A 16,494-nucleotide genomic window follows, 5' to 3' on the forward strand; every position below is an offset into this window, starting at 1 on the left:
TTGGTTCCGAAGGCCGGAAAATTGCGTCTCAGGCGGCTACTTTGGTCGATTCATTGAAGAAAAGCGCTTGGCTGATCAGTGCCTTGACCATGTCGGGGTTGAAAGGTTTGGTGACGAGGAAAGTGGGTTCGGGGCGCTCGCCCGTCAGAAGCCGTTCCGGGAAAGCGGTGATGAAGATCACCGGCACGCTCGACGTCTTGAGAATGTCGTTGACCGCATCGATGCCGGAGCTGCCGTCGGCAAGCTGGATGTCTGCGAGCACCATGCTTGGCTTCGTCTTGTTGTAGAGCGCGACGGCTTCGGCATGGGTGCGGGCGATGCCGGTGACGCGGTGGCCGAGGCTTTCGACCATCTGTTCGATATCCATGGCGATCAACGGCTCGTCCTCGATGATCATGATATCGGTTGCCACCTGGCGGGAAATCTCCTGCGAAGCCTTGTCGAGCAGCTGCATGACATCCTGTTCGTCGAGCTCGAGAATTTCTGCGATTTCAGCGACCCGGAAATTCTCCACGGAAGCGAGCAAAAAGGCCTGACGGGCGCCGGGCGAAACTTTGGACAGATTGAGGGTGGCGCGCTGTTCCCACGCATATGGCGAGGTCGGCTCTGGAATCTGGACTGCAGTGGAACCAAACAGTTGCGTAAACAGTTTGTAGAGGGCGACCCGGTCATTCGCCGTATCCGGGAAAATCGACAGATCGGCGATGATTGCTTCAAGAACGGCGGCGACATAGGCGTCACCTGAAGTCTGGGTACCGGTCAGCGCGCGGGAATAGCGACGCAGGTAAGGCAGGTGCGGCGCAATTCGAGTAGAAAGTGTCATAAATGGCTCCTGTATACAGGCCGGCATTGGCTTCAATGAGCGGTTAACGTCATCTTGATAAAAAAGTTCCGGAAAAGCAGGAACTTTTTTGGGCGCGCCGCATTATTCCAGCCGACAAAGAAAGGGCGTAGCATTTTGACCCACGCCGCGGCAAACTCGGCGACATCGACAGTCGAAAGCCTCGGTGTCGCGGGTTCAAGTTGTGATTATGCCGTGCACGCCTCTGGAACAGACAACCGGCGAGAAGACGAATTGATGACCACACGCAAGAAAGAAGCAGCCGATCAGCGACAGCTGGAGCTGCGGGCAAGCGATATCCTGGACCCGAACAATCAGATCGGCGTCAAATTGCGCTCGCTTTATGCGGCCGCACAGGGTGAAGCGATCCCGGATCGTTTTCTCGATCTTCTCGAAAAGCTCGACCATGCCGAGATGATGGCTTCCGCCAAGATGGCCGAATAGGACCGCCCGCATGGAAGATAAAGTGCAACCCAGCTTCAAGCGGGAACTGCTGGCGGCCCTCCCAAGCCTTCGCGCATTCGCTATTTCTCTGATCGGCAGGCATGATCGTGCCGACGATCTCGTTCAAGACACCATCATGAAGGCCTGGGCCAAACAGGATCATTTCGAGATGGGCACCAATATGAAGGCCTGGCTCTTCACGATCCTGCGCAACGAACTCTACAGCCAGATGCGTAAAAGCGGCCGCGAAGTGCAGGATAGCGACGGCCTGTTCACCGAATCGATGGCGATGCACCCCTCGCAATATGGTGCGCTCGATCTGCAGGATTTCAAGAAGGCCCTCGACCAGCTGCCGCCTGACCAGCGCGAAGCGATTATCCTCGTCGGCGCCTCGGGTTTTTCCTACGAGGAGGCCGCCGAAATCTGCGGCTGCGCCGTCGGCACCATCAAGAGCCGCGTCAACCGCGCCCGCCAGCGGCTGCAGGAGTTGCTGCAGATCTCGGGCGAAGCAGATTTCGGCCCGGATGCCACATCGGCGCCGCTGACGTCGAAGGCGTTTGCGTTTTGAGGAGAGATCGAGAGGCCGGCTGCCTGTTGCGGCGCCGGCTTTTTGCATCGTTTTAGAGAGCGATCGTCATTCGGGCATTACCTCTCCACCCTCATTCCTGTGCTTGTCACAGGAATCCAGCGCGCCCAAGTCCTTGGGCGCGAAAGACTCATGCCATTCCGATATGATTCAATCACGGCGCGGACTGACGATCTCGGCGCCGTGGCTGGATTCCTGTGACAGGCACAGGAATGAGGAGGAGAGGTGAATGCTTCACCTCTTCGGAATCGGGGACATCTCCTTCTCCTCAACCCTCCCGCTTCGACCCCACCAGATTGGCCGCGACAATGGCCGCCAGCACGCCGGCGGTCAGGAGCGGCTGGGCCCGGACGAGGCCGAGCCCAACGGCTGCCAGCGATTCCAGCGCTGCGCGGCGCTCGCGGGCGCGGCGTTTGTCCTGGGCGTTGATCATCACCATCACCACCACCAGGATGACGGCGATCAGCAGCGCGCAGGCGGCCAGGAAGAGGGCGGCGCCGACCGGGCCGTAGATGCCGGCGAGCCAGATGGCGCCGGCAGTGACGGCCAGCGCATAGGCGGTGAGAATGAAGAGCAGGGCGAGCGCAAGGAAGATGCTGGTGCGCTTGGCGCGCGCGACGGTCCGGTGCACGCTTGCGCCCGTCAGCAGGCTGAGGATCGAGAGCATCGCGCTTCCTCAGCGCCGCGCGAGGAAGGCGATGGCCAGGCCGAAGGCGGCTGCGGCGCCAATCGTTGCCAGTGGATGTTTGCGCACGGTCTCGCGCATCTCGGTCGCGCCGCGCTCGTAACCATGCTGCAATTCGCGTAAGAGATCTTCGCTGCGGGCGAGTAGTTCGTCATAGCCGGCGCTTGCCTGGCCGCGGATTTTATCGCCGTGAAGGCGGGAACTCTTGCCGACGAGGCGCGTCAGTTCCGCGAGTTCGTCGCGTAGTGCCTCGATCTGTTCCTCGATGCCGGATTCGAAATTGTGGAAGGTGCCGTTGCGGCGGCTGCGGCCGGAGTGAAAAATGGAATAGGTCATGGCTGTCTCCATTTGGCTGGGGCGCGCGCAAGCCCGCCTGTTTTGCACGGGGTCACGACCGTTCGTTGCATAGATGAGGCCGCCCGGCATAGACTCAAATCACTGCCGACAACGTGCTGGGGGCTCAAAAGTTCCGCCCTACGCGGTGGTTAGCGCTGGGAAGCGGCGCTGTGGGCGAGCACGAAGGGCGTGCCGTCGGCGGGCACCTGATTGATGCGCAGCGCGCAGCCGAAGACCGAGAGCATGGCCTCATCGGTCAACACCTCATTGATGCCGCCGGCGGCGGCGAGGCGGCCGGATTTCATCAGCACGACTCGGTCGGCAAAGAGCGCCGTCAGGTTGAGGTCGTGCATGACGGCGATGACTCCGCCGCCGCGTTCGCAGAAATCGCGGGCGAGCGACATGATGGTCAACTGATGGCTGATGTCGAGGCTGGAGACCGGCTCGTCGAGCAGCAGCCAGCGGGACTTGCCGTCGACGACGGGCTCGGCGATCTGGCAAAGCACGCGGGCAAGCTGCACACGCTGTTGCTCGCCGCCTGAGAGTTCCTGATAGAAACGGCCTTCGAAGCCAGTCAGGTCGACGGAAGCAAGAGCTGCAGCCGCCGTCTCCTCGGCCTTGTCGGGACTGAGATTGATGCCCGAGGTCAAGCCCATGCGGACGATCTCGCGCACGGTGAAGGGAAAGGAGATGTTACTTGCCTGCGGCAGCACGCCGCGAATGGCGGCAAGCTGCCAGGGTTTCAGTCCTCGCACCTCGCCGCCGCCGATGCGCACCGAGCCGCCATAAGCAAGCTCGCCGGAGATCGCTTTCATCGTCGTCGTCTTGCCGGAGCCGTTCGGCCCGGCAATCGCCATCAGCTCGCCGGCCTTGGCGGTGAAGGCGACGTCGCTGATGATTAATTTGCCGGAAAGGCGCACGGAAAGGCCGGACACTTCGATCATCTGCACGTCACTCACAAGATCGCTCACAGGGCAAGGCGCGAACGCTGCTTCAGCAGGATCCACAGGAAGAAGGGGCCGCCGACCGCCGCGGTGATGATGCCGATCGGCAGTTCGGCAGGGGCGACCAGGGTGCGCGCCAGCACGTCCGCGAAGATCAGCAGCGATCCGCCGAGAAGGGCTGCGGCCGGCAGCAGGAAACGGTGATCCGGGCCGATCGCCATGCGCAGGATATGCGGCACGACGATGCCGACGAAACCGATGCCGCCGCTGACGGCGACGGACGCGCCGGTCGCCGCGGCGACGCCGACGATCGCGACATTCTTCAGCCGCTGCACCGGCACGCCCATATGAAAGGCGGCTGCCTCGCCGAGCGTGATGGCATTGAGGCCGCGGGCCATGAAGGGCAGCGCCATGAAGGACAGCAGGATGATCGGGCCGGCGGCGGCGATCTTCGTCCATGTGGCGCCGGCAAGCGAGCCCATGCTCCAGAAGGTCAGGTCGCGCAGCTGCTGGTCGTTGGCCACGTAGATCAGCAGGCCGGTCAGGGCGAGGGTGAGCGCGCCGAGCGCGATGCCGGCAAGCAGCATCGTCGCCACCGAGGTCTGGCCGTGACGGGTGGCGATCCTGTAGAGCAGCAGCGTCGTGACCAGACCGCCGCCGAAGGCGGCCACCGGCAAAGCATAGATGCCGAAGAACGCCTGGAACGGTGCCGAGAGGCCGCTGCCGAGCACGATCATGGCGACCGCGCCGAGGCTTGCGCCGGAGGAGACGCCGACAAGGCCCGGATCGGCGAGCGGATTGCGGAACAGGCCCTGCATCACCGTGCCGGAGACGGCCAGCGAGGCGCCGATCAGAAAGCCGAGGATCGTGCGGGGAAGGCGGATATCGAAGATGATGATCCGGTCACGGGCGCTCAGCGCCGCCTCCGACCCGGTCATGTTGCCGACGACGTCGAGGATCGAGGCATCCGAGGCGCCTGTCGTCACCGAAAACAGCACCGCGAAGGCGGAGCCGGCGACAAGCAGCGCGATCGCCAGTACGGCGAGCCGCGTTCTGTCGCCCGCCCGCCTGGTTTCGCCGATCTCTGCCATCGCAAAGCGTCGCCCTCGTTGCGTCATGGCTTGCGGCAGGGCCATGATCAGCCCCCGTAGATCGCCGCGTTGAGCTCGCGCGCGGCGGCGGCCGTGCGCGGGCCGAAGCCGAGCAGGTAGATGCCGTCCATCCGGACGATCGCCTTCTTCTCGCCGGCCGGCGTCAGCGCGATCGCCGGCTGGGCCAGCAGATCCTCGTTCTTGGTGCCGGCGCCGTCGCCACGGTTCATCATCAGGATGATGTCGGGCTTGGCTTCGATGATCGCCTCGTCGGTCAGCGGCTTATAACCGGGGAATGCGCCGACGGCATTGACGGCGCCGGCAAGCTGGATGATGCCGTCGGCCGCCGTGCCGGTGCCCGAGGCCATGATTCGGCCGTTCTGGGCGCTGAGGATGAAGAGAACGCGCTTGCGTTCGGCCTCCGGGCGTTTTTCGGCGTCGGCGATCGCCGCGTCGAGATCGGCCGCGACCTTTCCTTCAAGCGCCTTCGCCTTGTCGGGCACGCCGAGCAGCGCGCCGACGCGATCGATCTTGGCGATGATGCCGTCGCGCGTGAACGGGCTCGGCACGGTCTCGAAGGGCACGCTGGCATTCTTCAGCACGGCCAGCGCCTCCTTCGGGCCCGAACCCTCGACGGCGATGATCGCCGTCGGGTTCATGGCGAGGATGCCTTCGGGCGAGAGCGCGCGCATATAACCGACATTGGGCAGTTTCAGCGCCGCTTCCGGATAGGTGCTCGTCGTGTCGCGGGCGATCAGCCGGCTTTCCTCGCCGAGCGCATAGACGATCTCGGTGATATCGCCGCCGACCGCAACCAGGCGCGACGTGTCGAGCTTCCTGTCCTCGGCGCGAGCGGCGCGGACAAAGGCGATGCCTTTGACCGCCGGTGCCGAAGGGATCAGCGGCAGCGCCATGACGGCCGCCGTCAGCGCCAGTTGCCAGGGGCGGATTCGGCGCAGATTGTTACGCATCGTCATCATTGCGATCCTTATGCGGCGACACTGGCTGCCCGCGGCAGGTTTTCGATGATCTCGCGCCATTCCACGCGTTCGTCGGAGCCTTCCTTGCGCTTGCCGAAGAACTGGATGATCATCTCGCCGTCGGCATTGTAAGCCTCGAGCGAAGTGACGTGGCCGTCCTTGGTCGGCTTGCGCACGGCCCAGGTCTCGGCGATGTGATCCTGGCGCAGATGCAGGTGGAAGGTCGGGTCCATGATATTGATCCACGGGCCCATGGTCTGCACATTAACGATCGGGCCGGAATGGATCTGGACGATGCCGTTGTTGGCGACGAAGCACATGATCGGCAGGCCTGATTTCACCGAGGCATGCATCATCTCCGCCGTCGCGCCGTTGTCGAGCTTCCAGGCATAGTCGTCGCCGACGCTGCGGATGGCCGCCTGGCGGCCGATCTTCAGGCGCTTCAGCATGCCGAAGAACTCATGCGTGTCGGTGAGCCTGCTCCAGTTGTCGCGCAACTCGTCGCGGTCGACATCGGCGGTCTCATCGGCGGCATTCGAAATCTCCGCCTCGACGAATTCCTGCGACTGGTCTTCGAGCTTCAATTCGGCGACGATCGCGTGATAGGCCTCGACATTCGAATTCGGTCGCAGATGCACCTTGTGCACGGCGTTGCCCGCCTTGTCGAAATATTGCAGGCTGAGACGCTCCTGGTCGCCATCCCTCTTGGAGACGGCGAAGCCATGCTCCCAGCGGTTGGGGAAAATGCGCAGGTCGATGTTCTCGCCGAGCACGATGGCGCTCTGCATGCCCATCTTGATGTTTTCGAAGACGCCGATCTTCTCGTGCACGGCGCTTTCGTTGCGCGACAGCGCCATCACTTCGCCGAGGCCTGCGACGCGTTCCAGAAGCTTCAGCGCGCTGCCGTCGATGCGGGTGACGCTGATACCGGTTTCGGCGGCGACGAGGGCTGCCTCGGAAATCTTCAGCCGGGCGGCGATATCGCGCTCGCGCATCTTCGAATTTTCGGCGCGAAACGCACGGATTTCGGCCGGCGCCGGTCTTTTCTGTTCAGTCATGTCTTACCTACTTATTGGCCCTATTTATTAAGAATGAGCTTGCCCTGGCGGGTGATCTTCAGGCGGTAGACCAGCCCGTCGTGTTTGATCACGATCTCGTTCGTGCCGCGGAAAAGATCCGCGCTATCGACGATCCGCTGTTGCGCCGCCGGCTCGCTGGGCAGCGGCGCATGCTTAAAGCTATCTGGCTTTTCAACCATCATGTCGGTTGGCAATTCCGTGAAGCCGGGGATCGGTGGTCCCCGGTGTGGTGACAATTAACTTGACTTTCTTACTCATAGTTTTTTAAAGACGCAATAGGAGACTAACGTAGTCAAGTTTTTGAGATTGCTGATTTGCGGCTGCCTGCCGGCGGCCGGCGACAATGGCGGAGAAGATTATGACGGGTAGGTTTGCGGCCGTTGCGGCCGGCTGGGTAATGGCGGTTGCAAGCGTATGCCAGGCACAGGAGACGGCGCCGGCAGCCTCTCTCAATGTCGAGCTCAACGCGCTGGCGCCCTCGCAGAAGGGCTGCATGATGACCTTCGTCGCGCTCAACCAGCTGCCCGCCGCCATCCATAAGGTGTCCTTCGAACTCGCCTTCTTCAACGACAAGAATGCCGTCGACCGCATCACCGTCCTCGACTTCCGCGATCTGCCGCAGGGCAAGAAGCGGGTGCGTCAGTTCGACATGCCGAATGTCAAATGCGAGAGCGTGACCCGCATCCTGATCAACGATACGCCGGTCTGCGACGGGCCGGCGGCCGGCGAATGCATGAAGGGCCTCGTCGCCCGCTCGCAGATTTCCGTTCCCTTCGAGGGCTAAGATAACGCCGGGGATGAACCCCGGCGGACATGTTTCAGGCTGTCCGAGGCGTAGACAATGGCGATTTCAGCGAAAACCAGATCGAGACAGGTGCTCATCGGGGAGGCGGACGCCGGCGGCAGCCTGAACGACAACACGCCCGGCATGCATCCCGGCCACGAGCTTCCCGAACTGCTTAACGCGCAGCGGCAGCCGGCCGGCGAAACGGTGGTCCACTACACTCGTTTTGCGCAGATATCCTCCTTCCCCGACCATCCGGAAAGCGTACCGGCAGCTACCGTTCCGCCGCCGCCGATGGATGCGGCGGTGGAAAAGCAGGAAGACGAGAAGGCGCCGGTGCGACGCCGGGTGGCGCTGACTTGTGTCGGCTCGTTCTTCTTTCATGCAGGGTTAGCGATCGCTCTTGCCCTGTTCGCACCGAAACCACCGACTGAAGTAATCGAAGATGCCGGTGAAGCTGTGAGCGTCATCGTGTTTGGCGATTACGATATCGACCAGACTTCGGCAGGTGATCCCGAGCTGGAATTGAAGCCGGATGAAATTGCCACCGAGGAAGTTAAACCGGATACGGTTCAACCCGTTGAGGTAGAATCTGTAGACGCGATGCAGCCAGCACAGGAGGTGACGCGTATTTCCCCTGAGACAGTTGTGGCTGCGGAACCGGAGATTCTTGTGTCTCAGAACCCCGCCGACACTTTCGTCGCTCAGCCAATGGGAGCGGCGGTCCCGGAACAGCCTGTGCCTGATATCATGCCAACTACAGCGCCAGAACAGGTGGCGCCTGCAGTGCAGCCGACCGAAGTCCTGCCAGAAGAAGTGAAGCCCGTCGAAGCCGCTGAAGTTTCGTCGAAGCCTGAGGAAAAGCCGGAGCTGAAACCGAAGTTGAAGGTGGAGAAGCCGAAACCGGATGAAAAAAGGCAGTCTCGGAAGAAAGAGGAGCCTACGGGCGGAAAAAATGGCTCGGATCGCAAAGACACGGCGAGAGGCGTAGCGACCGGTCAGGACGCGCCAGAGTCTAGCGGTATGTCAACGGGAGCCGGCAGGGGCGATGGCGCCGGGAGCGCAGCTGTAGCCAATTATCCTGGGAAGGTGCAGAAGCGTATTCGCCGCGCTATTCGAGTGCCTAGCGAATACAAGAGGATGGGCGAGGCCATTTCCGTGCGCCTCAGATTGACGATTGATGGAACGGGCAGGCTGTCGTCAGTTTCCGTTGCCGACAGCTCAGGTATTCCAGACTTGGACAAGGCTGCTCTCGATGGCGTACGCCGCGCTGCGCCGTTTCCGCCGTTGCCGCCTGAGTGGGGTAAGACCAGTTGGAGCTTCACCCAGGAGGTTCAGGTCACCTCGCAATAAATATGATAAACGCATTCAACTTTATACTTTACTCCAAAAATCAAGTTTAATAAGGTCCGTTCGCACACGCAGGAATCGTGTGACGATCAACGAGCGAACGGGTGGTAAATGGCTCGCAAGGGCAAGAAGGGTTCGAACCGGGAGGTCCGCGACAGCGCGGGCGAGGACGCAAGTCAGGCATCCCCCGGACGGTCCAAACTGGATGGCCGCAGTTTCCTCTATGTCGGCGGGCGTGACTGCCAGGTGGCGCATCTTCGCCAAATCTGCAGCAATTTCGGCGCAGAGCTCATTCATCACGACGGCGGCCTGCGCGAAGCGGTGTCCCGCATCGATACCGTGCTTCCCTCGGTCGACTGCGTCTTCTGCCCGATCGACTGTATCAGCCACGATGCCTGCCTTCGGGTGAAGACCGGCTGCAAGAAGTTCGGCAAGGCCTTCATCCCGCTGCGCAACGGCAGCAAGTCCAGCCTGGAGCGTGCGCTGCAGACGATGAACGAACGAGACAATTCCCGATGAACGACCAGCATCCCGACGGCTTCACCATGATCGGCCTGCACAAGCTCGCCGCGCAGAGCGGCGACGCCCTCGTGCCGGAACTCTACGAACTTTTTCAGCAGCATGCCGAACGCCAGCGGATCTATCAGAATGTGACGCTGTTCCCGACCTGGGAGACGCGCATGCCCGGAGAAGCGACGACGAGAGCACTTGGCCCGGCGGCGGCAAACGGCAATAATATTCTCGCCTTTCCCGCGCTTGCGGCAAGGGCGGATAAGCGGAAGGCGTAGGGAGATTTCATGTATATCGCAATGAACCGCTTCAAGGTCGCAACCGGGAGCGAGAGTGATTTCGAGACGGTCTGGCGCAATCGCGATTCCAGCCTGGCCGAGGTGCCCGGCTTCGTCGAATTCCGCCTGCTGCGCGGCAAGGCCAACGAAGAGGAGGGCTATACGCTCTATTCCTCGCACACGCTCTGGAAGAGCGAAGCGGATTTTCAGAACTGGACGAAGTCTGAGAATTTTCGCGCCGCCCACCGCAATGCCGGCGACCGCAAGGCGATGTACAAGGGGCCGCCGGTGTTTGAGGGCTTCAATGTGGTCGATGGGATATAGCTGCTGACAGTTAGCTCGGCGTTCGTAGCCCCCTCATCCGCCCCTTCGGGCACCTTCTCCCCGAGGGTAGAAGGACGTGCCGCAGCGCTCGTTTTCCCCTCTCCCCTCGGGGAGAAGGTGGCCCGAAGGGTCGGATGAGGGGGCTGCACGCACACCTTCATGCGACTCCTAGTTTGCTCTTGAGCAACCGGCAGCGATTGCCAAACTCTACGCCCGAACGCGCAACACCGCACCTGCCGCAACCGCCAGCCAGCCAAGCATCATCGCCCAGCCGCCGGTCGGGGCGGCATAGGGGAAGAGGCCTGAACCGGCAAAACGCAGCGAGACCAGGTCGCCCGCAAAGAGCAGCGTGCCGACGATCATGAGGAAACCGGCCAGCCAGGCGGTTTTGAGTCTCGTGGTGCCGAAAGCCAGTGCCAATAGGGCAGGGGCGTGCGCCAGGCACATGGCGGATGCGGATGCCGCGAGACTGGCTTGCCCGCCGCCATGGGCGGCAACGGCGGCAAGCGCCACGCCGGCCACGCCGAACAGGCCGGCAAAGAGATAGAGCACTGGCTCCAGACGCGCATTCAGGCTCATGGCTGTTCCTTGTTCTGCATATGGTAGGCGAGGCGCTCGACCGGCGCCCAGATGAGATCGCGCAGTGCCTGGGTCGCAATCGTCTCGTCCAGGGCGCGGCGGAAGCAGAGCAACCATTCGTCGCGCTCGACAGGGCCGATCTCGGCGACGAAGTGGCGGCTGCGCAGCCGCGGATGGCCGCGCTTGTCGGTATAGAGCGGCGGCCCGCCGAGATAACCGCTCATATATTCGTAGAATTTCTCTTCGCTCTCCTGAAGGCTCGGCGGGTGCACGGCGCGCACGCTGCTTGCCTCCGGCAGCCTGTCCATCAGCTCATAGAAACGGCGCGTCAGCGCCCGCACGGCGGGATCGCCGCCGATCGCTTGATATAGAGTGGTGACCTTCTCCGTCACGAAACCATCCCAGATGCATTCCCCGTCTGCCGACCTTCATGCACCGGGCGGAAAATGATCGCAACCGTCATCAAGCTGCCGCGGCATTTCGCGCATAATGCCGGCTCCATAGGGTTTCCACAGATTCTGCTTGACAAAACCGTCCAGACGGTATCTTTAATCCCATATGTCCAACGCTTATCACCGAAAGAAACAACCGGCCCTCGTGCGCCAGCAATTGCTGGATGTCGCCGCGCGCCTTGCCGCGAGCGAAGGCATGGCCGCGGTCACACTCGATGCGGTGTCCGCCGCCTCCAGCGTCAGCAAGGGCGGGCTGCTGCATCACTTCCCGACGAAGAATGCGCTGCTCGACGCCCTGTTCGAGAGCCTGCTTGAAAAGTTCGACGCCGATATAGAGGAACTGATGCGGGGTGATCCGCTACCGCAGGGCCGTTTCACCCGGGCCTATGTCAAGGCGGTATCCGGCCTCAAGGATCATCCCGATGATTCCAGGAACTGGACGCAGGTGACGATCGCGCTGCTTGCCGAACCTCGGCTGCGTCTGCGCTGGCGCCAGTGGGTGCAGGCGCGGGCGGAGGAATATGTCGGCACTGATTCCTCGCTCGACGCCCAGATCGTGCGGTTTGCCGCCGACGGGCTTTGGTTCGCGGACACGCTGGAAAGCCACGATATCGACGGTGCCCTGAGGCGCGATCTCATCGGCCGCCTTGTGGAACTGACGGGCAAGTAATCCGATAAGGAATTCGTCATGAGCCAGGCCGCCGTTTACGGGCTGCTTTTTGCAGCCGTCGTGCTTGAAGTCATCGGCACGACCGCACTGCAACTGTCGCAGCAGTTCACCCGCATCGGACCGACGGCGCTCGTCGTCGCCTGTTATGCGGCCGCCTTCTACTGCCTGTCGCTGACCCTGAAAAGCATCCCCGTGGGCATCGCCTATGCGATTTGGAGCGCTTTGGGAATCGTGCTGATTTCCTCCGTCGGCCTTGTCTTTTTCAAGCAGCGGCTCGACCTGCCGGCAATCATCGGCCTCGCGTTGATCATCTCCGGCGTCGTCGTCGTCAACCTGTTTTCGAAGTCCGTTTCCCATTGATATTGCTTCGATATTTTATGAAACCGTCTCCCACTTCACGAGAGAAATTTTCCCCTTTGTCAAATTCCTGACAAAGGGCTATGTGTTGCTTGGACGTGGTGGAGAGCGAGGCGCACACAGCGCCGTTCTCCAAAGCGCTTTGGATCCACTTTCCCGCCTATCGAGACTTCCACTCTACAGGAGCACACCATGGCCATTCGCACCGTCGTCTGGGGTGAAAACATCCACGAGAATACCAATGAGATCGTCCGCGGCATCTATCCCGAGGGCATGCACACGACAATCGCCAATGCGCTGAATGCCGATCCCGGCATCTCGGCGACGACGGCGACGCTGCAGGAGCCGGAACATGGGCTGAGCGAAGCCCGGCTTGCCGACACCGACGTGCTGACCTGGTGGGGGCACAAGGATCACGGTGCGGTCTCCGACATCGTTGTTGAGCGTGTCGCCAAGCGCGTCTGGGAAGGCATGGGCCTGCTCGTGCTGCATTCCGGCCATTTCTCCAAGATCTTCAAGCGGCTGATGGGTACGCCCTGCGCGCTGAAGTGGCGAGAGGCCGGCGAGCGTGAGAGGCTGTGGACGATCAACCCACGCCATCCGATCGCCGCTGGCATAGACGAGCATTTCGAGCTCGAGAATGAGGAAATGTATGGCGAACAGTTCTCGGTGCCGGAGCCGCTCGAAACGGTGTTCATCTCCTGGTTCCAGGGTGGGGAAGTGTTCCGCTCCGGCCTCACCTGGCGGCGCGGCGCCGGCAACATCTTCTATTTCCGCCCCGGCCACGAGACCTATCCGACCTATCACGACGCCACCGTCCAGAAGGTGCTGATCAACGGCGTCAAGTGGGCGTATAACCCGCAAGCTGCGTTAACTGGTATTACCGACGCTCCAAATGTGCCTGTAGAAAAGGCGCTGGAGCCGATCGTCGAACGCGGCCCGAAATTGCACCAGGCCGGCGAAGCCGGTTACCGCTGAGGAGCATCCATGCGACTACTCGTTCTTGGCACCGGCGTGATGGCGAAAAACCAGCTCACCCACTTCAGCAAAATCGACGGCGTGACTGTTGTCGGCGCCGTCGATACCGATCCCGACCGGCTTTCCGCCTTCGCCGACAAGTTCGGCATCGAAAGGCGGTTTCTGTCGCTGGACGAGGCGATCGACTGGGGCGAATTCGATGCGGCGACGAACATTACGCCCGATCGCATCCATCACCCAACCACGCTGGCGCTGATCGCTTCCGGCAAACATGTGTTCTGCGAGAAACCGCTGGCGGAAAACTATCCGAAGGCGCTGGAGATGACGGAAGCGGCCGAAAAAGCCGGCGTCATCAACATGGTCAACCTCACCTATCGCAATGTCGCGCCGCTGCAGCGCGCCCGTGAGATGGTGCTCGCCGGCGAACTCGGCACGATCAAGCATGTCGAGGCCTCCTACCTGCAGAGCTGGCTCGTCTCGCGTGCCTGGGGCGACTGGCGCACGGAATCGACCTGGCTGTGGCGGCTTTCCACCGGCCACGGCTCGAATGGCGTGCTCGGCGATGTCGGCATCCACATCCTCGATTTCGCCGCCTATGGCGCCGCGACCGACATCGACCATGTCTTTGCGCGGCTGAAGACCTTCAACAAGGCGCCCGGCGGCCAGATCGGCGAATATATGCTCGACGCCAATGACAGCTTCACCATGTCGGTCGATTTCGCCAACGGCGCGCTCGGCGTCATCCATGCCAGCCGCTGGGCGACGGGCCATCTGAACGAGCTGAAGCTGCGCATCTATGGCGAAAAGGGCAGCCTCGAGGTCATTCATCGCCCCGGCGGTTCCGAATTGCGCGGCTGCCTCGGCGAGGATGCCGAGACCGCCACCTGGAGGGAGATCGAGGTGACGCCGGTGCCGACCAACTACCAGCGGTTCGCCGAGGCGGTGGCAAGCGGCATCCAGCCGGATCCCAATTTCCGCCACGCCGCCAACCTGCAGAAGGTACTCGACCTCGCCATGGTGACCGAGCGTGAGCGACGCGAGCTGAAGGTCTGATGCTGCTGGAGAAAGAGCCGGAGGGGCAGGGACAAGCCGTATGAAAAGCCTTCTCACAAGCTGGCCGCTTTGGGCGCTTCTTTCTGCCGGCTTTGCGGCGCTCACCGCGATTTTCGCCAAGGTCGGCGTCGAGAACGTGAATTCCGACTCCTTCATTCGCACCATCGTCATCCTGCTGGCGGCGGGCGTGATGATCTATGTGACCGGCAATTGGCAGGAGCCATCCTCGGTGTCGAGCAGGAGCTGGTTCTTCCTGGTGCTTTCGGGCCTTGCCACCGGCGCATCCTGGATTTGCTATTTCCGGGCTCTGAAGCTCGGCGATGCTGCCCGTGTTGCGCCGATCGACAAGCTGTCCGTCGTCTTCGTGTCCGTCTTTGCGGTGCTTTTCCTCGGAGAACGCCTGACGCTGCCGAACTGGCTCGGCGTCATCATGATTGCCGGAGGCGCCGTGCTCGTCGCCTATCGGGCCTGAACCTGGGAGAGGGCATAAAGCTGTAAGGTTCCGTTCTGACGATGACTTTTCTTCGCAGCTGGTCGAGCCACTTCGATCTGATCAATTTTCGCGTTATGCTTCCGCATGGGCAGCTCGACGCTTTCCTTCGCTCCGTTCCTTTACGATCCCCGGACAGGAAGCCTGTGGCGGGAGGGCAAGCCTGTTGCGACAGGGCCGCGGCCGGCCGCCTTGCTTGGTCTGCTGCTGGAAGCCGAGGGACGGGTCGTTACCAAAGCGGATCTGATGGAGCGGGCTTGGCCGGGGCTTGCCGTCGAGGAAGGCAACCTCACCGTCCAGATCGCCGCTCTCCGGAGGCTTCTCGGTGTAAGGGCCGATGGGACGGACTGGATCGTCACCGTTCCCAGGGTCGGCTATCGTCTGCCGCGGCAGGACGAGGCCGCATCGGCGCAGCCGCCGACCGTGGCGGTTCTTCCCTTCGTCAATCTCGGCGGCGATGCCGATCAGGATTACTTCGCCGATGGCGTGGTGACTGACATTATCACCGCGCTGGCGCGCTTCCGTTCCTTTTCGGTCGTCTCGCGCAACTCTGCGTTCGTCTACAAGGGCCGCAGCATCGACATCAGGGAGGTCGCAGCTCAGCTCGGGGTGCGCTACGTGCTCGAAGGCAGCATCCGGCGCGAAGGTTCGCAGGTGCGCATCAACGTGCAGCTGGTCGACGGCGTGACGGCGGCCAATCTCTGGGCCGATCATTTCGAAGACGGCATCGGCGGCATGTTCGCCTTTCAGGATCATATCACCGAGCGGGTCGCCTCGACCGTCGAACCGACGATCGAAGTCGCCGAAATCCAGAGATCGCGGCGCGACCGGCCGAACAGCCTGGCGGTTTACGACCTCTATCTGCGTGCGCTCGCCGCGATCATCGATGAGTCGATGGAAAATAATGCCGTCGCCTATGGTCTGCTGCAGCAGGCGCTGGCGATCGAGCCGGAAAATCCGATGATCCTGTCGCATGCCGCCTGGGCGCTTGAACATCGCATCGCCATGGGCTGGCCGTGGCTTGGAAGGGACGATGTAGCAGAATGCGTTAGTCTCGCGCGGCGCGGTCTCCAGCACTGCGGCGGCGATCCCCGGGTCATGGCCCATTGCGGCATGGCATTGGTGCAGGCCGGCAAGGATTATGAAGGCGGCATGGCCGTACTGGAGGCGGCCGCGGCCGCCAATCCCAACGATCTTTTCGTCGCGGCCTGCTCCGGCACCGCCGCCCTGCATTGCGGCGATATCGATCGGGCGCTCGAGCGCCTCCATCGCGCCTTGAGGCTGGGGCCGCGCGACCCGGATGCGCGGTTTTCGCTGACCGCCATCGCCATGGCCGAGCTCACCCGCGGCAATTACGAGGCGGCAATTTCCTATGCATCGCGTTCGCTGGCGCTCAATGCCCATTTCGATCCGACCTATTGGATGCTGATCGCCGCGCATGCGCATCTCGGCCATATCAACGAGGCGCGGCAGTTCCTGCATGCACTTGAAGCGATCGCGCCCGACGTTACGCTGGAGAGTATTCTGGCGGGGCAGCCGGCCAAAGACCCGCGACGCTTTGCGCCTGTTCTGGACGGTCTGGCGCGTGCCGGGATGCGGGCGCGCGCATAGGTTTTTGGAAGTTTTAGCAGCTTTTAGCAGAGCCTTTAAGGACGCAGCCGCGTTGCATGCACCACTCTCGTC

The 16,494-nt window shown here is 62.1% G+C and carries 23 protein-coding genes; 13 read left to right on the forward strand and 10 right to left on the reverse strand.

The window, feature by feature from the left end:
• Positions 1–28 precede the first annotated feature (28 nt).
• Positions 29–823: a response regulator gene (locus C4N04_RS17225; RefSeq protein ID WP_020922074.1), complete on the reverse strand. Its 795-nt coding sequence runs from the start codon at positions 821–823 to the stop codon at positions 29–31.
• Positions 824–1,078: 255 nt separating this feature from the next.
• On the opposite strand from C4N04_RS17225, the gene C4N04_RS17230 reads away from it, so the two are divergent.
• Together C4N04_RS17230 and C4N04_RS17235 are read left to right on the forward strand one after the other, a co-directional pair.
• On the forward strand, positions 1,079–1,285 hold the full coding sequence (locus C4N04_RS17230) for a NepR family anti-sigma factor (protein ID WP_038690788.1): 207 nt from the start codon (positions 1,079–1,081) through the stop codon (positions 1,283–1,285).
• 10 nt (positions 1,286–1,295) lie between these two features.
• Complete coding sequence (locus tag C4N04_RS17235) at positions 1,296–1,853, forward strand: RNA polymerase sigma factor (RefSeq protein ID WP_004677121.1); 558 nt, start codon at positions 1,296–1,298, stop codon at positions 1,851–1,853.
• A 286-nt stretch (positions 1,854–2,139) separates the two neighbouring features.
• On the opposite strand, the gene C4N04_RS17240 is transcribed toward C4N04_RS17235, so the two are convergent.
• The 7 genes from C4N04_RS17240 to C4N04_RS17270 form a co-directional block, all read right to left on the reverse strand.
• Positions 2,140–2,538, reverse strand: a complete 399-nt coding sequence (locus tag C4N04_RS17240) for a hypothetical protein (protein WP_096763764.1) — start codon at positions 2,536–2,538, stop codon at positions 2,140–2,142.
• Positions 2,539–2,547: 9 nt separating this feature from the next.
• Positions 2,548–2,892, reverse strand: coding sequence for a DUF883 family protein (locus C4N04_RS17245; protein WP_038690785.1), 345 nt, complete (start codon positions 2,890–2,892; stop codon positions 2,548–2,550).
• A 149-nt stretch (positions 2,893–3,041) separates the two neighbouring features.
• The gene (locus C4N04_RS17250; RefSeq protein ID WP_077990098.1) at positions 3,042–3,836 is read right to left on the reverse strand and encodes a heme ABC transporter ATP-binding protein; all 795 of its coding nucleotides are present in this window, start codon (positions 3,834–3,836) and stop codon (positions 3,042–3,044) included.
• A 23-nt stretch (positions 3,837–3,859) separates the two neighbouring features.
• Positions 3,860–4,972 carry an iron ABC transporter permease gene (locus C4N04_RS17255; protein ID WP_086156347.1) on the reverse strand — a complete coding sequence of 371 codons (1,113 nt, stop codon included), beginning with the start codon at positions 4,970–4,972 and terminating at the stop codon, positions 3,860–3,862.
• A 2-nt stretch (positions 4,973–4,974) separates the two neighbouring features.
• Complete coding sequence (locus tag C4N04_RS17260) at positions 4,975–5,904, reverse strand: ABC transporter substrate-binding protein (protein ID WP_106796622.1); 930 nt, start codon at positions 5,902–5,904, stop codon at positions 4,975–4,977.
• Positions 5,905–5,915: 11 nt separating this feature from the next.
• Complete coding sequence (locus C4N04_RS17265; RefSeq protein ID WP_106796594.1) at positions 5,916–6,965, reverse strand: ChuX/HutX family heme-like substrate-binding protein; 1,050 nt, start codon at positions 6,963–6,965, stop codon at positions 5,916–5,918.
• Between the two features lie 20 nt (positions 6,966–6,985).
• Positions 6,986–7,168, reverse strand: coding sequence for a hemin uptake protein HemP (locus C4N04_RS17270; protein WP_106796595.1), 183 nt, complete (start codon positions 7,166–7,168; stop codon positions 6,986–6,988).
• Between the two features lie 176 nt (positions 7,169–7,344).
• On the opposite strand from C4N04_RS17270, the gene C4N04_RS17275 reads away from it, so the two are divergent.
• The 5 genes from C4N04_RS17275 to C4N04_RS17295 all read left to right on the forward strand — a co-directional run bounded on the left by C4N04_RS17275 (position 7,345) and on the right by C4N04_RS17295 (position 10,232).
• Positions 7,345–7,770, forward strand: coding sequence for a hypothetical protein (locus C4N04_RS17275; protein ID WP_106796596.1), 426 nt, complete (start codon positions 7,345–7,347; stop codon positions 7,768–7,770).
• A 57-nt stretch (positions 7,771–7,827) separates the two neighbouring features.
• Complete coding sequence (locus tag C4N04_RS17280) at positions 7,828–9,123, forward strand: energy transducer TonB (RefSeq protein WP_106796597.1); 1,296 nt, start codon at positions 7,828–7,830, stop codon at positions 9,121–9,123.
• Between the two features lie 108 nt (positions 9,124–9,231).
• The gene (locus tag C4N04_RS17285; RefSeq protein ID WP_039621588.1) at positions 9,232–9,639 is read left to right on the forward strand and encodes a DUF2325 domain-containing protein; all 408 of its coding nucleotides are present in this window, start codon (positions 9,232–9,234) and stop codon (positions 9,637–9,639) included.
• Entirely contained in the window at positions 9,636–9,908 is a 273-nt protein-coding gene (locus tag C4N04_RS17290; protein ID WP_009990334.1) for a hypothetical protein, read from the forward strand. Before C4N04_RS17285 ends, C4N04_RS17290 begins: the two co-directional genes overlap by 4 nt.
• Before the next feature lie 9 nt (positions 9,909–9,917).
• On the forward strand, positions 9,918–10,232 hold the full coding sequence (locus C4N04_RS17295; protein WP_096771450.1) for an antibiotic biosynthesis monooxygenase: 315 nt from the start codon (positions 9,918–9,920) through the stop codon (positions 10,230–10,232).
• A gap of 207 nt (positions 10,233–10,439) precedes the next feature.
• Here C4N04_RS17295 and C4N04_RS17300 read toward each other — a convergent pair whose 3' ends face one another.
• Together C4N04_RS17300 and C4N04_RS17305 are read right to left on the reverse strand one after the other, a co-directional pair.
• Complete coding sequence (locus C4N04_RS17300; RefSeq protein WP_009994468.1) at positions 10,440–10,811, reverse strand: DUF423 domain-containing protein; 372 nt, start codon at positions 10,809–10,811, stop codon at positions 10,440–10,442.
• On the reverse strand, positions 10,808–11,203 hold the full coding sequence (locus C4N04_RS17305) for a group II truncated hemoglobin (RefSeq protein WP_106796598.1): 396 nt from the start codon (positions 11,201–11,203) through the stop codon (positions 10,808–10,810). The genes C4N04_RS17300 and C4N04_RS17305 overlap by 4 nt, the downstream gene beginning before the upstream one ends.
• A gap of 166 nt (positions 11,204–11,369) precedes the next feature.
• On the opposite strand from C4N04_RS17305, the gene C4N04_RS17310 reads away from it, so the two are divergent.
• From C4N04_RS17310 to C4N04_RS17335, 6 genes are all read left to right on the forward strand, one after another.
• On the forward strand, positions 11,370–11,933 hold the full coding sequence (locus C4N04_RS17310; RefSeq protein WP_106796599.1) for a TetR/AcrR family transcriptional regulator: 564 nt from the start codon (positions 11,370–11,372) through the stop codon (positions 11,931–11,933).
• Between the two features lie 18 nt (positions 11,934–11,951).
• Entirely contained in the window at positions 11,952–12,293 is a 342-nt protein-coding gene (locus C4N04_RS17315) for an SMR family transporter (protein WP_096768889.1), read from the forward strand.
• A 189-nt stretch (positions 12,294–12,482) separates the two neighbouring features.
• Entirely contained in the window at positions 12,483–13,268 is a 786-nt protein-coding gene (locus C4N04_RS17320) for a ThuA domain-containing protein (protein ID WP_106796600.1), read from the forward strand.
• Positions 13,269–13,277: 9 nt separating this feature from the next.
• Positions 13,278–14,321 carry a Gfo/Idh/MocA family oxidoreductase gene (locus C4N04_RS17325; RefSeq protein WP_038690767.1) on the forward strand — a complete coding sequence of 348 codons (1,044 nt, stop codon included), beginning with the start codon at positions 13,278–13,280 and terminating at the stop codon, positions 14,319–14,321.
• A 40-nt stretch (positions 14,322–14,361) separates the two neighbouring features.
• Positions 14,362–14,793 carry an EamA family transporter gene (locus C4N04_RS17330; protein WP_077990089.1) on the forward strand — a complete coding sequence of 144 codons (432 nt, stop codon included), beginning with the start codon at positions 14,362–14,364 and terminating at the stop codon, positions 14,791–14,793.
• Positions 14,794–14,898: 105 nt separating this feature from the next.
• Positions 14,899–16,422: a tetratricopeptide repeat protein gene (locus C4N04_RS17335; RefSeq protein ID WP_077990090.1), complete on the forward strand. Its 1,524-nt coding sequence runs from the start codon at positions 14,899–14,901 to the stop codon at positions 16,420–16,422.
• Positions 16,423–16,494 lie beyond the last annotated feature (72 nt).

Origin of the sequence: Rhizobium sp. H4 (assembly GCF_003013335.1) — a bacterium.
Classification (GTDB): domain Bacteria; phylum Pseudomonadota; class Alphaproteobacteria; order Rhizobiales; family Rhizobiaceae; genus Rhizobium; species Rhizobium sophoriradicis.

What these genes read in the sequence shown, in the direction of transcription:
- C4N04_RS17280 (WP_106796597.1), top strand. Translation starts at nt 7,828, where the DNA reads ATGGCGATTTCAGCGAAAACCAGATCGAGACAGGTGCTCATCGGGGAG.
- C4N04_RS17320 (WP_106796600.1), top strand. Translation starts at nt 12,483, where the DNA reads ATGGCCATTCGCACCGTCGTCTGGGGTGAAAACATCCACGAGAATACC.
- C4N04_RS17300 (WP_009994468.1), bottom strand. Translation starts at nt 10,811, where the DNA reads ATGAGCCTGAATGCGCGTCTGGAGCCAGTGCTCTATCTCTTTGCCGGC.
- C4N04_RS17290 (WP_009990334.1), top strand. Translation starts at nt 9,636, where the DNA reads ATGAACGACCAGCATCCCGACGGCTTCACCATGATCGGCCTGCACAAG.
- C4N04_RS17270 (WP_106796595.1), bottom strand. Translation starts at nt 7,168, where the DNA reads ATGATGGTTGAAAAGCCAGATAGCTTTAAGCATGCGCCGCTGCCCAGC.
- C4N04_RS17255 (WP_086156347.1), bottom strand. Translation starts at nt 4,972, where the DNA reads ATGGCCCTGCCGCAAGCCATGACGCAACGAGGGCGACGCTTTGCGATG.
- C4N04_RS17285 (WP_039621588.1), top strand. Translation starts at nt 9,232, where the DNA reads ATGGCTCGCAAGGGCAAGAAGGGTTCGAACCGGGAGGTCCGCGACAGC.
- C4N04_RS17335 (WP_077990090.1), top strand. Translation starts at nt 14,899, where the DNA reads ATGGGCAGCTCGACGCTTTCCTTCGCTCCGTTCCTTTACGATCCCCGG.
- C4N04_RS17265 (WP_106796594.1), bottom strand. Translation starts at nt 6,965, where the DNA reads ATGACTGAACAGAAAAGACCGGCGCCGGCCGAAATCCGTGCGTTTCGC.
- C4N04_RS17325 (WP_038690767.1), top strand. Translation starts at nt 13,278, where the DNA reads ATGCGACTACTCGTTCTTGGCACCGGCGTGATGGCGAAAAACCAGCTC.
- C4N04_RS17315 (WP_096768889.1), top strand. Translation starts at nt 11,952, where the DNA reads ATGAGCCAGGCCGCCGTTTACGGGCTGCTTTTTGCAGCCGTCGTGCTT.
- C4N04_RS17235 (WP_004677121.1), top strand. Translation starts at nt 1,296, where the DNA reads ATGGAAGATAAAGTGCAACCCAGCTTCAAGCGGGAACTGCTGGCGGCC.
- C4N04_RS17245 (WP_038690785.1), bottom strand. Translation starts at nt 2,892, where the DNA reads ATGACCTATTCCATTTTTCACTCCGGCCGCAGCCGCCGCAACGGCACC.
- C4N04_RS17225 (WP_020922074.1), bottom strand. Translation starts at nt 823, where the DNA reads ATGACACTTTCTACTCGAATTGCGCCGCACCTGCCTTACCTGCGTCGC.
- C4N04_RS17230 (WP_038690788.1), top strand. Translation starts at nt 1,079, where the DNA reads ATGACCACACGCAAGAAAGAAGCAGCCGATCAGCGACAGCTGGAGCTG.
- C4N04_RS17260 (WP_106796622.1), bottom strand. Translation starts at nt 5,904, where the DNA reads ATGACGATGCGTAACAATCTGCGCCGAATCCGCCCCTGGCAACTGGCG.
- C4N04_RS17250 (WP_077990098.1), bottom strand. Translation starts at nt 3,836, where the DNA reads ATGATCGAAGTGTCCGGCCTTTCCGTGCGCCTTTCCGGCAAATTAATC.
- C4N04_RS17275 (WP_106796596.1), top strand. Translation starts at nt 7,345, where the DNA reads ATGACGGGTAGGTTTGCGGCCGTTGCGGCCGGCTGGGTAATGGCGGTT.
- C4N04_RS17295 (WP_096771450.1), top strand. Translation starts at nt 9,918, where the DNA reads ATGTATATCGCAATGAACCGCTTCAAGGTCGCAACCGGGAGCGAGAGT.
- C4N04_RS17310 (WP_106796599.1), top strand. Translation starts at nt 11,370, where the DNA reads ATGTCCAACGCTTATCACCGAAAGAAACAACCGGCCCTCGTGCGCCAG.
- C4N04_RS17240 (WP_096763764.1), bottom strand. Translation starts at nt 2,538, where the DNA reads ATGCTCTCGATCCTCAGCCTGCTGACGGGCGCAAGCGTGCACCGGACC.
- C4N04_RS17330 (WP_077990089.1), top strand. Translation starts at nt 14,362, where the DNA reads ATGAAAAGCCTTCTCACAAGCTGGCCGCTTTGGGCGCTTCTTTCTGCC.